The sequence below is a fragment of the Collinsella sp. OM08-14AT genome (genome assembly GCF_003438115.1).
Lineage (GTDB): Bacteria > Actinomycetota > Coriobacteriia > Coriobacteriales > Coriobacteriaceae > Collinsella.
Genome location: NZ_QSTE01000001.1, coordinates 255,110 through 271,439, shown reverse-complemented (window position 1 = coordinate 271,439; position 16,330 = coordinate 255,110). Strand labels below are relative to the sequence as shown.

Annotated in this window: 11 protein-coding genes; 6 read left to right on the top strand and 5 right to left on the bottom strand. The window is 61.4% G+C overall.

All coding sequences use genetic code 11. The annotated features are described in order from the left end of the window. Positions 1-9: 9 nt before the first annotated feature. The 5 genes from DXC18_RS01190 to gltX form a co-directional block, all read right to left on the bottom strand. Positions 10-1,410, bottom strand: a complete 1,401-nt coding sequence (locus DXC18_RS01190; protein ID WP_117583492.1) for an RsmB/NOP family class I SAM-dependent RNA methyltransferase — start codon at positions 1,408-1,410, stop codon at positions 10-12. Then, on the bottom strand, positions 1,407-2,327 hold the full coding sequence (gene fmt, locus DXC18_RS01185) for a methionyl-tRNA formyltransferase (RefSeq protein ID WP_117716095.1): 921 nt from the start codon (positions 2,325-2,327) through the stop codon (positions 1,407-1,409). Before fmt ends, DXC18_RS01190 begins: the two co-directional genes overlap by 4 nt. Positions 2,328-2,657: 330 nt before the next feature. Further along, positions 2,658-3,194: a peptide deformylase gene (gene def / locus DXC18_RS01180; protein ID WP_117583490.1), complete on the bottom strand. Its 537-nt coding sequence runs from the start codon at positions 3,192-3,194 to the stop codon at positions 2,658-2,660. 18 nt (positions 3,195-3,212) lie between these two features. After that, the gene (gene priA, locus DXC18_RS01175) at positions 3,213-5,666 is read right to left on the bottom strand and encodes a primosomal protein N' (RefSeq protein WP_117716094.1); all 2,454 of its coding nucleotides are present in this window, start codon (positions 5,664-5,666) and stop codon (positions 3,213-3,215) included. A 211-nt stretch (positions 5,667-5,877) separates the two neighbouring features. Next, entirely contained in the window at positions 5,878-7,353 is a 1,476-nt protein-coding gene (gene gltX / locus DXC18_RS01170; RefSeq protein WP_117583488.1) for a glutamate--tRNA ligase, read from the bottom strand. 296 nt (positions 7,354-7,649) lie between these two features. Between gltX and metK the strand changes: the two genes are divergently transcribed. The 6 genes from metK (at position 7,650) to DXC18_RS01140 (ending at position 16,254) form a co-directional block, all read left to right on the top strand. Continuing rightward, the gene (gene metK / locus DXC18_RS01165) at positions 7,650-8,930 is read left to right on the top strand and encodes a methionine adenosyltransferase (protein WP_117716093.1); all 1,281 of its coding nucleotides are present in this window, start codon (positions 7,650-7,652) and stop codon (positions 8,928-8,930) included. A 313-nt stretch (positions 8,931-9,243) separates the two neighbouring features. Next, entirely contained in the window at positions 9,244-10,851 is a 1,608-nt protein-coding gene (sdaAA, locus tag DXC18_RS01160) for an L-serine ammonia-lyase, iron-sulfur-dependent, subunit alpha (RefSeq protein WP_117716092.1), read from the top strand. A gap of 149 nt (positions 10,852-11,000) precedes the next feature. Further along, positions 11,001-12,716 (top strand): L,D-transpeptidase, encoded by a 1,716-nt coding sequence (locus DXC18_RS01155; protein ID WP_158551929.1) that lies wholly within the window; start codon positions 11,001-11,003, stop codon positions 12,714-12,716. 132 nt (positions 12,717-12,848) lie between these two features. Next, on the top strand, positions 12,849-14,270 hold the full coding sequence (locus tag DXC18_RS01150) for an efflux RND transporter periplasmic adaptor subunit (RefSeq protein WP_158551926.1): 1,422 nt from the start codon (positions 12,849-12,851) through the stop codon (positions 14,268-14,270). Then, complete coding sequence (locus tag DXC18_RS01145) at positions 14,270-15,043, top strand: ABC transporter ATP-binding protein (RefSeq protein WP_117583483.1); 774 nt, start codon at positions 14,270-14,272, stop codon at positions 15,041-15,043. Before DXC18_RS01150 ends, DXC18_RS01145 begins: the two co-directional genes overlap by 1 nt. Beyond that, positions 15,040-16,254, top strand: coding sequence for an ABC transporter permease (locus tag DXC18_RS01140; protein ID WP_117583482.1), 1,215 nt, complete (start codon positions 15,040-15,042; stop codon positions 16,252-16,254). The genes DXC18_RS01145 and DXC18_RS01140 overlap by 4 nt, the downstream gene beginning before the upstream one ends. Positions 16,255-16,330: the final 76 nt, after the last annotated feature.

Genomic DNA, 16,330 nt, shown 5'->3' with positions numbered 1-16,330 from the left:
AATTAGTAGTTAGTTGTGGATCAGGCGAGCGCAGAAGTGGCCGTCGTAGGAGTCGGCGTTTACGGGGACGCTTTGGAAGAGGCCACGGTCGTTTTGACGGACGGCTACCAGTTTCTTGGCCTGCTCGAAATCGGGGAGTTGCAGAATCTGCGCCTCGGAGAGCGGCTCCAGGCTAAAGTCCGCACCCTCGGGCGACGCCAAGAACGCATCCACAACCTGCGTGTTCTCCTCATCAAAGACCGAGCACGTCGCATAGATGAGCTCGCCGCCGGCAGCCACACGCGCAGCGGCTTCCTTGAGCATCGTCAGCTGCAGCTTGGGTAGCTCAACCGTCACATCCTTTTCGGTCAGGCGCCACGGGATCTCGGGATGACGGCGCATGGTGCCGGTGCCAGAGCACGGCGCATCGATAAAGACCGTGTCGAACTTAACCGGCTCGCCAAGCATGGCATCAAACGATGTGAGCACCTCATCAAGCTCGCAAGCATCACCCGAAACCGTGCGAACGCCCTGAATACCAGCCTTATGCAGGCGAGCGAGATTCAAATCGCACTTGCGATCATGCAGATCGAGCGCCGTATGCTGACGCTCATAGCCCGTACGCTTGGCCTGGCACATCATCACATAGGTCTTGGTGCCACGACCGGCACCAATCTCAAGGCAGCTACCAGGGCGCGTGGCAGCTGTGGCGATAAGTTGCGCGTTGAGATCAGATGCCACCGCGGCAGCACGTTCAAACGCACCCGAAGCAACGGTAACCTGGGCATCAACCGGGGCATGGCAACCCGGGAACACGGGTGCCACAAGCTGCGAGATATACGGATCGGGATTAGTCGCAAAGGCGTTCTCATGCAGGGCCAGCGGCGCGGGGGCCAGATTGCCGGCAAAGTTAAGCGCACCCTCTGGCGTGTCAAACGACGCCATAATGCGAGCGCACAGCCAGCGAGGAAGACCCATCAGACGCGACAGACGAACCAAGCGTCGCTCAGACTCATCCACATCGGACGCAGTAGCAAAGTCCTCAACATTGTCTGAAACCTTATGGAGTACAGCATTGGCCAAGCCAGCGGCGGACTTAGCACCGCAGCGAACCAGCTCAACTCCCTGACTTACGGCAACGCGGCCAGGCGTATGCAGGTAGAGCATCTCGAAGGCCGAGATACGAAGCGCCATGCGCACACGCGGAGCGACCTTTTTGGGCTTATCGAGAAACTGGTCGAGCAGCTCGTCCAAAATACCCTGCGTGGCGGCGACACCCAGCGCCAAGCGGGCGGCAAAAGCGGAATCGCGCTGGTCAATGGCCCTGGCGGAAGCACGGGACAAGAGCACGTCGCGCGCGTACATGCCGCGGCGATCGGCCTCCATCAGCACATCGAGCGCAAGCTTGCGCGCGGGAGACAGCTTGCTCATGACAAAACACCCCACGAAAGATCGGCACCCTGCAGGCCAGCAGCCCAAGCAGAAGCGGCCATAGCACGCTTGCCATCAGGCTTAACCTCGAGCAACTCAACCGAGCCATCGGAAAGGCCAAGGTAAACACGCTTAGCCTGAATGGCGACGAGCCCCTCACCAAGCGACACATCAGCCGGCGCAGCGTCGAGCACGCACACGGTCTTGCCGGCAATCACGCAACGAGCAGGCGCGGTATCGGACGAGGCCAGCACATGACGCACGCAATCAAGCGCCGCCATGTGCGGATCCAGACGCATCTCTTGCTTGGAGATCTTGGCAGCATGGGTAACGAGCGCCTCATCCTGTTCAGTCCACACGGCGGTGCCATCGGCAAGAGAAGGAAACGTATCGGCAAGCAGTTTGCCGCCCAGCTCGCCAAGCTCCGTAGTCAGTGCCTCGGCATGCTTGCCTGCAACCGACGTAGACGCCTGGGCGCAATAAGCGCCGGTATCCACGCCATGCCCAATGCGCATAATGGAAACGCCAACAACCTCATCACCAGCAAGAATGGCACGCTGAATAGGAGCAGCCCCACGCCAACGAGGCAGCAAGGACGCATGAACATTCACAATGCCGAGCGGTGCCATATGCAGCACCTCATCGGGCAAAATGCAGCCATAGGCAGCCACACAGAAAATATCAGCCTGGGCAGCCTGGAGCACCTCAACAACCTCAGGCGTCATACGATTCGCCTCAATGACCGGCAACCCCAGCTCCAGCGCCTTAGCCTTAACAGGAGACGGCTCCAGCTTCTTACCACGCCCACGAACAGCATCAGGACGAGTAACAACAAGCGCAATCTCATTCCCAGCCTCAACAAGCGAAGTCAAAGAAGGCACAGCAAAATCAGGCGTACCCATAAACACAATACGCATAAAAGTTAGTCTCCTCTCAATAACGAGCCGAGACGGCTACAAAAAAGCGTTCCTGGTCGCAAGCGCGCCCAGCCGCAAGAATAGTTCAACAGAAACAAATATACCCAAAAACAAAGAAAGAGCCGCATAAAAGCAGCCCTCCCAAGAAAGCACCTATCAGCGAAGACGCCCCTCCCTGGCCCGACGGCACCCGGGCGAAACGAAGAGCGACAACGTAGTCCCTGGGATGGGGCCCACACATATCGTCCCGCGCGCAGTTTCGCAGCAAAGCGAGAATGTTTGAGCACGGGATGATATGTGTGGGCCCCATCCCAGGGACGGACAATTAACCTACTCCGTCTCGCCCGGTCGAGCGCCGCGGGCCAGGGCGTCCTGGTACTCCTTGACGGCCTTGAGCCTCTGCATGGGCTTCAGTCGCTCGAACATAGTGTTGCCATGCAGGTGATCGATCTCGTGCTGCAGGCACACGCAGAACAGGTCGCCCGTAGCCTCGTAGCGAATCAGGTTTGCGTCCAAGTCGTACGCCTCTACGACGACATGGTCGGGACGCTCGATCTCGCAGCTAATGCCAGGGATGGACAGGCAGCCCTCGCTAAACGGCACCAGATGGTCACTCTGCTCAACAATGACAGGGTTGATGAGCACGTACGGGTCGTAGTCGTTCTTGTCGCTGTAGTCGCAGTCAATGGTGACGAGCTGAATAAGCTCGCCGATCTGCGGAGCAGCCAGGCCGCAACCGCCGTTGTCGAACATCATCTTCTTCATCTTCTCGGCAAGCGCCTCGATCGCTGGGGTGATCTCCTCGATCACGGCGCACTCCTGACGCAGGCGAGGGTCGGGCGACAGTACGATTCCGTTGGCTTCCATGGCCATCCTTTCGGGTTGTTACATCAAATCATAGGCATCGACGTCAACGCTCACGCTCACGCCGCGCACAGAGCCCACCTCTTTGAGGCAGGCGTCGATATCATCAGAGACATGGTACCCCACAGGCGACTTCACAAGCAGATGGAAGCGGTAACGGTCCTTGGCTCTCTCGATTACACACGAAGCCGGGCCCAGCACCTGGGGCACGGCGCTACCCGCCCGCAAAAAGTCGGGCGCGGCGGCATGCCAGCGGCGCTTAAGAAGCTTTGCAATGCGCCCGATATAATCCTGCGCATCGTCGCGGCTTGCCGACCACACCAAAATGTTAACCAGGCGCACGAACGGCGGATACAGTGCGTCGCGGCGCTGGTCCAGGTCGTAGTCGGTAAAGATCGAGCGATCGTGCTCGGCGACGGCGCGAATGACCGGATCCTCGGGCAGATACGTCTGGATGATGACCTCGCCAGGGCGGTCGCCGCGACCGGCGCGACCGGCGACCTGCTCAAGCAAATCGTAGGCGCGCTCCCCTGCGCGGAAATCCGGCAGCTTGAGGGCGAAGTCAGCATTGACCACACCCACGAGCGTGACCTCGGGAAAGTCGAGGCCTTTGGCGATCATCTGGGTGCCCAGCAACACGGCGCAATCGGCAGCATCGAACTGCTCGAGCAGCTTTTTGTGCGCATCCTTGCCGCGCGTGGAATCGGCATCCATGCGGATGATGGCGACGTCCTCGGGCAGCATCTGGTGCAGTGCGTCCTCGATCTGCTGCGTGCCCAGCCCCATTTTTGCCAGGTAGCGACTGCCACATTTGGGGCAACGACTCGTGGGCGCGGGATACGGCTGCACGCGCCAGGAGGATCCGCATGTGTGACATTGCAGCGTGTGCGTGCGCTCGTGATACGTAAGCGCGGTGGAGCAGTGGTTGCAGGTGGGAACGCAGCCGCACTCGCGACACATCAGGAACGGCGCAAAGCCACGGCGGTTATGCAGCAGCACGGCCTTCTCGCGGTGCTCTACAACGCGCTCCAAACCTTCCATCAGCGGTTTAGAGAACATTGAACGGCTACCGTGCGAAAACTCGCGGCGCAGGTCGGCAATGCGGACCTCGGGCAGCACGGCGTGTCCCGGGCGCTCGGGCATCTCGACGCGCGTCCAAGTGGTGCCGTTATACGTTCCACGGCGGCAGTGGTCGAGGGCCTCGGCCGAGGGCGTGGCGGAGCCCAACACGAGCGGGCAGCGGTAGCGCCGCGCCATCTCGGCCGCCACCTCGCGCGCGTGGTAGCGCGGACTGGACCCCTGCTTGTAGCTGGTCTCGTGCTCCTCGTCAATGATGATGAGGCCCAGGTCGCCAAGCGGGCAAAAGAGCGCCGAACGTGCGCCGACGACCACGCGGGCCGCACCGCTGGCAACCATATCCCACTGGTCCAGGCGCTCGCCGGCCGAAAGCCGCGAATGGAACACGGCGACCGTCTCGCCAAAGCGCGAACGGAAGCGGCCGACGGTCTGGGCCGTCAGCGAAATCTCGGGCACCAGCACGCAGGCCGAGCGACCGGCTGCGAGCACGCGCTCGATGGCGGAGAGGTAAACCTCGGTTTTGCCGGAGCCGGTGACGCCGTCGACCAGCACCACGTCGCCATGAGCGTCCAGACGGGCGCGCTCAATCTGCGCGAGTGCCTGTTGCTGGCCACTGGTAAGGGAGACCGGCGCTTTGCCGCTTGCCGAGGACAGCGTGGTCTGCTCGCCGCAGCCACGCCAGGCGCGGCGCTCTTCCACCACCACAACGCCGCGTTTTTCGAGCGCCTTGATGGTCGCCGACATGCTGTTATAGAGAAGGTTGAGGTCGCGCGTCGTGACCGGTCCGCACTGGAGCGCCTCGATGAGTTGGCGCTGGCGGACCGCGGTCTTGGGTGGCGTGTAGTCAAAGCCTTCGGGCGTAAGCATCACCCAGCGGTTTTGGATGGGTTTGACGGCTGGACGTTCAACCGTCCACACGCCGTCGTCGCCCTTGACCACACGCGGGCTGCCGCCCGGTGGCAAAAACAGGCGCAGGCACTCGGAAAGCGTCGCGACATACTCGCGGCTCATCCAGCGCGCAATGCGTGCAGCCTCGGCGGTAAAGAGCGGTTTGCTGAGGATGGCTTCGACAGGCTTGATGCGCGAAAGGTCAAGGGCGTTGTTGCCTTGTAGGTCGCCCAGCTCGGGCGCAATATCGACGATGTAGCCTGCGGCGGCACGGTTGCCAAAGTGGACCAGGACCGTCGATCCGACCTGGGCCTCGTTGGCAAGGGACTCGGGAATGCCGTAGGCGAATGGCTCGGACAGCGCTCGGGTAGGAATGTCGAGAACCACGCTCGCGTAGGCAGCGATGGGCTCAGGTGCAGGCTTAGGCTGAGCCGAGGCAGCGGCAGGCATGAGCTTCACCAGAGCCTCCTCCGGTTCCGGTGAACCAAACAGCGACAGTTGTTGAGCCATACACCACCTCTAACGAACGGACCTGAAAGGGGTGGGACAAAATAATCAGTGGTGTTTGTCCCATGGCCGATACGAGTGTCGAGCTTGTTGCGTCGCTCGAACACGGGACAAACACCACTGATTATTTTGTCCCAGCAACCCACTCATCGGTACAGAAACAAGAGCCCCGCTCGGGGTGAACGGGGCTCGAATACATACGTTTGCGCAGCTGCTACAGCGCCATCGTGCGGGCGCGGTCGATGCGTGCCAGGCAGTCATCGCAGCCGACGAGCGCCATGGTCTCGCCCAGCGGAGGGCTCACCATGTTGCCGCAAACGGCGACGCGCACGGCCTGGAACACCACGCGCTTCTTGAGGTCCATCTGCTCGGGCAGCGGCTCAAGCGCGGCGTCGATGTTCGCGGCTGTCCACTCGTCCACGCCCTCGAGCGCGGCCTTGGCGGCGTCCAGGATGGCGCCCATGCCTTCCTTGGCCAGGCCCTTGTTAACGGATTTCTCATCATACTCGAGCGTCTCGGCCGTAGCAAAGATGGGAGCGGCGACGGTCACGGCGTCGGCTGGCATCTTGGTGCGCGGCTTGACGATGGCAGCGAGTGCGTCAATCCAGTCCTCGCCGTACTCGACGTTGCCCTCGATGAGACCCGCCTCGTGCAGCTCGGGGACCATGATCTCGTCGGCAAACTGGGCATCGGACATGCCGTTGATGTACTCGGCATTGACCCAGTCGAGCTTCTTGGGGTCGAAGGTCGCCGGGTTCTTGGAGATGCGGTCGAGTGAGAACTTGCTGGCCAGGACATCGCGCGGGATGATCGTGGTCTCGCCGTCAAGCGACCAGCCGAGCAGCGCCAGATAGTTGACGAAAGCGTCGGACAGGTAGCCGGCGTCGCGGTACTCCTCTACTGAGGTGGCGCCGTGGCGCTTGGAGAGCTTCTTGCCGTCGGCGCCCAGAATCATGGAGATGTGGGCGAACGTGGGCACGGGCGCGCCGAGGGCCTCGTAGACCATGACCTGGCGCGGGGTGTTGGAGAGGTGGTCGTCGCCGCGGATGACATGGGTGATCTTCATCATGGCGTCGTCGACGACGGTCGCAAAGTTGTACGTGGGCGTGCCATCGGAGCGGAAGATGACAAAGTCGTCGAGCCCCTTGGCGTCGAAGGTCACCTCGCCGTGAACGGCGTCGTGGATGACGACGTCGCCGCGGTCCTCGGGCACCTTGATGCGCAGGACGTAGGACTCGCCGGCCTCGATGCGACGGCGGGCCTCCTCGGGATCAAGGTCGCGGCAACGGCGCTGATAGCCCTGGAAGGGGTCCTTGCGCTCCTGCGCGGCCTTGCGATCGGCGTCGAGCTGCTCCTTGGTGCAGAAGCAGGGATAGGCCTTGCCCTCGTCCCAAAGCTTCTGGGCGGCCTGCTTGTACAGGTCCAGGCGCTCGGTCTGGGCGTAGGGGCCAAAATCGCCGCCCACCTCGGGACCCTCGTCCCAGTCCAGGCCCAGCCAACGCATGGCGCGCAGGATAATCTGCGTGTTCTCGTCGGTAGAGCGGGTGGGGTCGGTGTCGTCGATGCGCAGGATGAACGTGCCGCCGTTTGCACGGGCGAAAGCCCAGTTATAGATAGCGGTGCGGGCGCCACCGATGTGCAGCTTGCCCGTCGGTGAGGGTGCAAAGCGGACGCGAACGTCTGATGCCATGGAAATCTCCTCGATTGCAGGATGGATGTCTAACCGCATTAGTATAAAGCAACAATGCCCACCTCCGCACAAAGGGCACCGACCCACTCATTGGGGACAGACTTAAATGATCAGTCTTTGGGCAACCTGTCGGCACTTAGGCAAGGCTGGTCATTTAAGTCTGTCCCCAATGAGTAAAGTGCCGCAAGGGTGCGGAAAGGGTGTGAATGTTTGATTTACGCGCTATGATGTGCCATTGCATAGAGAGCCCAGCGGAATGGTAACGGTCGCCGGGACACGTTTTTGAAAGGACAATCATGTCAGAAGAACTTCGTTCCATCCCACCCCAACACGGGTCCTTTGTTTTTACGTCGGAGTCGGTGACCGAAGGTCATCCCGATAAGATCGCTGACCAGATCAGCGACGCCGTCCTCGACGCAATCCTCGCCAAAGAAATAGAGCTCCAGGAGCAGGGCTACATCGCCCCCAACGGCGTGCCTGCCAACGTGGAGAACGTCCGCTGCGCCTGTGAGACCCTCGTGACCACCGGCACCGTCATCGTCGCCGGCGAGATTCGCACCCAGGCCTACGTCGACGTACAGGAAATCGCCCGCGGCGTTATCCGTCGCATTGGCTACAACCGTGCCAAGTTCGGTTTTGACTGCGACACCTGCGGCGTTATGAGCCTTATCCACGATCAGTCGCCCGATATCGCCCAGGGCGTCGACGAGTCCTTCGAGACCCAGACCGGCGCCACCACCGACCCGATCGACCTGATCGGCGCCGGCGACCAGGGCATGATGTTCGGTTATGCCTCCAACGAGACCAAGACCCTCATGCCCATGCCGCACTACCTGGCAAGCCGCCTGGCCGAGCGCCTGGCCGCCGTGCGTCACGACGGCACCCTCGCCTATCTGCGTCCCGACGGCAAGACCCAGGTCACGGTGCGCTACGAGGAAGGCAAGCCCGTGGAGGTCACGACCATCGTCATCTCCACGCAGCACGCTGCCGAGATTGAGGACATGGGCAAGATCAAGGCCGACCTCATCGAGCATGTCATCGCGCCTGTCATGGCTGCCGAGAACATGCCTTGGGACGGCGCCGACATCTACGTAAACCCCACCGGTCGCTTTGTCGTGGGCGGCCCCATGGGCGACACGGGCCTGACCGGCCGCAAGATCATCGTCGACACCTACGGCGGCTACGGCCGTCACGGTGGCGGTGCCTTTAGCGGCAAGGACTGCACCAAGGTTGACCGCTCCGCCGCGTATGCCGCGCGCTGGGTCGCCAAGAACGTGGTCGCCGCCGGTCTGGCCGACCGATGCGAAGTCGAGCTTGCCTACGCCATCGGCGTTTCCAAGCCCCTCTCAATCATGGTCGACACCTTCGGTACCGCGCATGTTGCCGAGGACAAGATCGTCGAGGCCGTAGAGAAGACCTTCGACCTGCGCCCGGGCGCAATCATCCGCGACCTAGACCTGCGTCGCCCCATCTACGAAAAGACGGCAGCCTACGGTCACTTCGGCCGCGAAGACGCCGACTTCACCTGGGAGAAAACCGACCGAGTCGATGAACTCAAAGCAGCCTGCGGCCTGTAAGCTAACGAGAAAAGCCACAGCCAAATAGAAACGCACCAATAGAAGTACCGGCTCCAACCGGTACTTCTTTTTTATTAATCCGGTGGTGAAGATATATCGATATGAGCCCACGCTGCGTCACCAGCTAATGAATTTTGCAGCATGCGCACTTCTACCATGTATCCTTAGTCCCGAGGGGCGGGGCATAAGGTCGATCGCGAGTTCCGCACGAGCCGGAGAGCACTTAATGTGCTCTCCGTGCGAGCAGGACTGCCCGAGCAGGCGACCTTATGCCCCGCCCCTCGGGACGACGAGACAAGGCAAAGGAGCAGCCATGGCAGGCAAGCCGCAAACACTAGCTACGACCTCGGCATTCGAGATCTTGGGCCCCGTCATGGTCGGCCCCAGCTCATCGCACACCGCCGGCGCCCTGCGCTGCGCCCAAGTTGCCGCCAGCCTGCTGGAAGGCCGCATCACTAAGGTCACCTTTGGCCTGTGGAACTCCTTTGCCCACACCTACCGCGGCCACGGCACCGATCGTGCGCTCGTCGCGGGCATCCTGGGCCTCGACACCGACGACGAGAACATCAAGCAGGCCTTCGACCTCGCACGCGAGCAGGGCCTCGACTACCACTTTGACATCAAGGGCGACGACGCCTCCATCCACCCCAACACGGTCGACATCGACATGGTCGACGCCACGGGAGCCACGGCTCAGGTACGCGGCGAGAGCCTGGGTGGCGGCAAGATGCGCATCAGCCGCATTAACGGCGTCGGCGTCGATATCTCGGGCATGAATTCCACGCTGTTTGTGGCACACCAGGACGTCCCCGGCGTGCTCGCCGCGCTCACCAACCTCCTCGCCTACGCCCATGTGAACATCGCCTTCTGCCGCACCTACCGCACCGAAGTGGGCGGCCAGGCCTACTCCGTCTTTGAGACCGACGGCGCCCCCGACGACACCGTCGTCCCCATGCTCCGCAAGCTCGACAATGTCGATTACGCGACCTTTATCGAGCTCCCCGGTTCTGCCTCGTCGCTCTCCCCCGGCGTCTCGGCAAAGGAAATCTTCGACGACGGCGAGCAGCTGCTCGATGCGTGCGAGGAACTGGGGCTCAACATCGGCGCCGTCATGGCCGTGCGCGAGGCACGTCTGACCGGCGAGGCACACGCTATCGCCGCCATGCGCCGCGTACTCGACGTCATGCGCGAAGAGACCACAGCCCCCATTTCCAATCCACAGCGCTCGCTCGGCGGCCTCATCGGCGGCGAGGCAAAGCTTGTCGATGCCACCAGCCGAAACGATCTGAGCATAAGCCTGATGGGCGCCGTCCAGACCGATGCCGTGGCCCGCGCCATGGCCGTCCTTGAGCGCTCCGCCACAATGGGAATGATCGTCGCCGCCCCCACGGCCGGCTCCGCAGGCGTCGTGCCCGGCTGCGTGCTGGCGCTCGCCGACCATCTGCAACTGGACGATGAGCAAGTCATGGACGCCCTCTACTGCGCCGCCGCCATCGGCCTCAACCTCACCACGAGCGCCTGCGTCGCCGGCGCCGAGGGCGGATGCCAAGCCGAGGTGGGAAGCGCGGCCGCCATGGCCGCCGCCGCGCTGGTGCAGATGCTCGGAGGCACGCCTGAGCAGGCACTCGACGCCAGCTCCATCGCCCTGAGCAACCTGCTGGGCCTGGTCTGCGACCCGGTGGGCGGCCTCGTGGAGGTGCCGTGCCAAAACCGCAATGCCATCGGCGTGGCCGCGGCATTTAGCTCGGCGCAGCTTGCACTTGCCGGTATCAAGAGCCTGGTGCCGTTTGACCAGATGGCGCACGTCATGCTCTCCGTGGGCCACGCGTTGCCGGCCACTCTGCGCGAGACGGCAAAGGGTGGCATCGCGCAGGCTCCGGCCGCACTTTCGGCCTGTGCAAAATGCGGTGTGTGCGGATAGCGACAAAGAAAGACTCGAAGGTGGGACAAATGTCCCACCTCTTTTGAATGCCACCGTTTCCATACCACAAACAACTGGGTAATCGCTATAATGCAAGCCCAGTAAAAACACGATGAGCCGCAAGGCGAAATCCGAAGGATATGCATACGATGTCGCAAAACGATCGAACTCAACTGATTCCCGATCCGCAGCAGCCGAGCAGGCACACCGGCGGCGTTCAGTCGCCGCGTCCTATCGCGCCGAGCCACGGTCAGCAGCGTGGTGCGGCAAACGCTTCGCAACGCCCGAACCAGCAGCGCCAGCAGCGCCAGGCAAACGGCAATACGCCCAAGCAGCCCCCCACGCACGGTCGAGGCGATCGCGACCCCGCGCGCAAACCCACCGGGAACAATAAGTCGGGCAAAAAGACGACGCTCTTTGTCCTCCTGGGTCTTATCGTCATTGTCTATATCGTAGGCGTCGTAGCGTTTTCGCAGGTAGCCTACCCCAACACCACCATCGCCGGCGTCGACGTCTCGTTCTCCAACGCTTCGTCTGCCGCCACCAAGGTCAACTCAGCGTGGAAGCACTATAAGCTCACCGTGGCGGGCGATGACTTTAGCTGGACCTATCAGCCCGAGTCCGATGAGCCCATCGTCGACGGCGAAGCTGCCGCAAAAGAGATCATCAACCACAACGAAGCCTTTGTATGGCCGGTCCGCCTTGTAGAATCCTTAAGCGGCAAGACCAAAACAACCGCTACCTCCAACGAAGTAGATCTTGATCAAGACGTCGACCTGTCCATGCTCTCCGATACCTTTGACCAAAAGCAGTTTGAGAAGGATCTGGGCACCGCCATCGATGAGTTTAACGAGGGCCGTTCGGGCACGTTCGAGGCCAATAGCTCCTATGACGAGCAGGCCGGCAAGTTTACCGTCGAGAAGGCGCGCTCCAACGAAAAACTCGACCGCGAGCATGTCATTAAGTATGCCGAGCTCGAGCTTGCCTCGCTGTCCGAGACCGTAGACCTTTCCAAGCTCGGCAACGATGCCTATGAGCCGCTCAATGGAACGCTGACCGATGATCAGATTCAGGCCGCATGCGATGCCGCCAACAACTTCCTGGGCGTCAACGTGACCCTCAAGCTCAACGGCGAGGATGCCGGCAAGGTTGATGGCAGCTCCGTGTTGCAGTGGATCAGCTTTGCCGATCCGGCCAACCCCACGCTCGATACGTCGCAGATCGGCAGCTGGGCAGCCGAGCTCGCCAACGGCTTTAACACCGTGGGCTCCACTCGCTGGTGGACGCGCGCCGATGGCAAGCAATGCGCCGTCGAAGGCGGCGACTTTGGTTGGTCCATCGACAGCAGCTCGCTCGCCAAGCAGGTCGAGGACGCCATTAACAACAAGCAGACCGGCGAAATCGAGATCAAGTACTCCCAGAAGGCCGACACCTTTACTGCAAAGGGAGAGCCCGACTGGAAGGCATACGTCGATGTCGATCTGTCCGAGCAGCACGCGCGCTACTACGACGAGAGCGGCAATATCGTGTGGGAGGCCAACTTTATCTCCGGCAAGCCGGGAGAGGACGCCACCCCCGAGGGCGTATGGCAGATCAACAGCAACAATGGCGCCAGCAAGCTTATCGGTGCCAAGGACCCCGAGACCGGCAAGCCCAAATACGAGAGCCCGGTCAGCTATTGGATGCCGTTTGAGGGAAACATGGTCGGCTTCCACGATGCAACGTGGCAAAACGACAAGAGTTTCGACGATCCCAACTCCTACAAGTGGTGCGGCAGCCACGGATGCATCAACCTTCGCCTGGCCGACGCCAAGGCGCTGCACGATTGCATCAAAGTCGGCCTGTGCGTGGTTGTCCACTCGTAGTGCAACGCGCGCATTCATACAACATGCAACTGCTGCGACCAATCTAACAATTCCGAAAGATACCGTCCTATGCGCCTGCCCCAACCGGCGGGCGCATATACTTATCAAGGTTCTTTCTATAAAGGAGACGCTATGCCGAATGTCCCCAACATCACCCCGGGCCCGGATGATACCGAGCACACGCCCGAAGGTGCCACCGAAACGCTTCCTCTGATCACAGACGTACATGCCGACAAGGAGAGCGGACGCACGAACGATACGGCCGAGATTTCCGATGAAGAGGCATATGCCAAGCTCAAGGCAAAACGTGCCGAACGTCGACGCAAAAAGCTGATTCGACGCGGCATTGCCGCCGGCATCGTGGGTGTCATCGCGCTCATTGCTATTGTTGCAACCCTGGTTATCAATGCGCAGCCACAGGGCGATAGCAGGCCTGCGACCGACATGGTGACCGAGGGCACGTTTAGCACAACGGTCGAGGCAAAAGGCCAGCTCAAACCCATTTCGTCCTCAGTGGTCTCCCCTTCTGTCGACGGCACGGTCGATTCGATCAACGTGCAGGCAGGCCAATCCGTCAACGAGGGCGACGTGCTTATGACCATTAAAAACGAAGAGCTCGATCGCAACGTTGCCGAGGCGCAGCGTGCAGTTGCAGCCGCTCAAGAAGACCTCGCCAACGCGAAGAAAGCCGCAGCTGCCGCGCAGGCCAACCCAACGACGGACGTCGACGGAGGTTCCGCAGCGGCTGGCATCTCCGCCGCATCAGCGGACACGAACGCCGTATCGGCCGCGCAGCGCAGCCTCACATCGGCCCAGGCAAACCTCGATCAGGCGAACGCCAAGGCCGCCAGCCGTACGGTCACGGCCCCGAGCTCGGGCAGCATCGTGGCGCTCAACGCCAAGGTGGGCGCCACGGTAACAGGCGGCATGATCATGGGCGAAAGCGATACGAGCGGCGGCAAGCAGTGCATGCAGATCGCCGACCTGTCCAAGATGAAGGTGACGGTTCAGGTGGGCGAAAAGGATATCGTCAAAATTGCCGTGGGCCAAAGCGCCAACGTGACCTACCCCGCGTTTCCCGATATCGTGAGCCAGGGCACCGTCACGGCTATCGCCTCGGTGGCAAACTCCGACTCCTCCTCCGGGAGCGGCGGCAGTGTGACCTTCAACGTCGACATCCTCATCGAAGCACCTGACAGTCGCCTTAAGCCGGGTATGACTGCCGAGGTCTCGGTAGTGACCGAGAAGCTCGACGACGTGGTGATGGTGCCGACCATGGCGCTGATGACCGAAGATGGCGAGCACTATTACGTCAATTTGGCCACCGATTCGGAGGGCAAAAAGACGCGCCGCGTGAAGGTGACCGTCGTGACGCAAAACGACAACGAGGCTGTAGTCGGTAAGGCGCAGGTCAAGCGCGACGACCAGGGCAACGAGATCAATCCAGACGTCCCGGTTACCAAGCTACGCGACGGCGACACCATCGTGACGGATACCGGCACAGGAATGACGGCAGACGGCGGCGACAACATGCCTGCCGACGAGGGCAAGTAATGCGTCCCGTCATCGACATCCGCAACGTGCACCGCATCTTTGAGAGCGAGGCCGGTTGCGCCCACATCCTGCATAACGTGAGCCTGGCAGTAGACCCCGGTGAGTTCGTTGCCATCACCGGCCCCTCGGGCTCGGGCAAGTCGACGCTCATGAACATCCTGGGCTGCCTGGACAAACCGACGGCGGGCGATTACTTCCTGCAAGGGCTCAACGTCGCCGAGCTCGACGATGACGAGCTCACCGAGGTGCGAGCGCTGAGCATCGGCTTTGTCTTTCAGAGCTTTAATCTGCTGCCGCGCCTGACGGTGATCGAAAACGTCATGCTGCCGCTGTCCTACACCAATGTGCCGCGCAGCCAGCGCGAGATGCGCGCCGTACACGCGCTGCAGGCCGTCACGCTGCCCGTCGACCACTGGGACCACCGCATATCCGAGCTCTCGGGCGGCCAGATGCAGCGCGTCGCCATCGCGCGCGCCCTTGTCAACGATCCACCCATCATTTTGGCCGACGAGCCGACGGGCAACCTGGACTCCGCCACGGGAGCGCTCGTCATGGAAACCTTCCACAAGCTCCAGGAGCGCGGCAAAACCATCGTGCTTATCACACACGACCCCGGCATCGCCGCCGAGGCCGACCGTGCCGTGACCATCCGCGACGGTCGCATTCACGACGGCGCGTATATTCCGCATGCACCGCGGACCCTACGCAGCGCCGTAGATAACCTGCCCATGATTTCCGCCTCCGCCAACCCGCCGAAAGGAGTGATGGCATGAGCGCCCGCGATCTTATCCAGGAAGCCCTTCACTCGCTCGAGGCCAACAAGGGGCGCAGCCTGCTCACCATCCTGGGCATTGTCATCGGCATCGCCTCGGTCATTGCCATGACTTCGCTCATCGGCGGCATCCAAAACAGCTTGGTCAACAGCCTTGGCCTCAACGCAGCTCGCATGGTTCAGATCTATTCGTCCCAAGAACTCTCTGATTCTGACGTCCAGAAGCTTAAAAAACTGGTGCCGCAGATAGAACAGATCGGCATTGTCAAAAGCGCGTATACCGAGTACAAGACCGGCGATAAAAGCTATACCGTCATGGCACAGGGTGTCGATAGCGACATGCTCGACGCCGTGGGTGCCAGTAAGCTCGTTGCGGGGCGCACCTACACCGATGTCGAGTCAAAGGCAGGCTCGCGCGTGGCGCTCATCAGCCGCGGCGGCGCCGATCAGCTTTACGGCAACGAACAGGATGCGCTGGGAAAAACCATCAAAGTGTCCAACGGCGAGGTGCAGATTGTAGGCGTGATTGATGGCGGCGGCGACTCCATGGGCTCGCTCACTTTGTATATGCCACGCGAAACCATCTCCGGCCTATTTGGCGACGAGAATCCTTCATTCCCCAGCGTGACGGCACTTGCCGCCGAGGGCACGGACATGGATGAGCTCTGCAAGACCATCGAGTCCAAGGTACGCGCGATGAAGGGTATCGCGGAGGATGATGAGTACGACAGTGTATCGGCTACCTCCATGAAAAGCGCTATCGACTCCCTCAATTCCTTTATGGGCGCCTTCTCGCTCATCATGGGTGCTGTCGCCAGTATCTCGCTGCTTGTCGGCGGTATCGGTATTATGAACATGATGCTCACCAACGTGACTGAGCGCATCCGCGAGATCGGCATCCGTCGCGCTCTGGGCGCCAGTCGTCGCGATATCACCGCACAGTTTTTGGCCGAGTCCTCGGCGCTGTGCGTCACCGGTGGCCTGCTGGGTGTCCTGATAGGCTATCTGCTGGCCTGGGGCCTCGCGATGTTTGCCTCCGGATCCGGGATTCTTGGCGAGCTCGGTGCCAGCGGGCAAATCACCCCGAGTTTTTCAATCGCCACGGTGCTGCTGGCCTTCGCCGTCTCCGTCGGCATCGGCGTAATCTTTGGCTTCTACCCCGCTCGACGCGCGGCAAAGCTCGACCCGGTGGAGTGCCTACGCTACCAGTAAGCCACCACCAACAAGTTGCGGTGAATTAGGGACTGAATATGCTATCTAGCAGAAAAAACAGACACTATTTCACCGC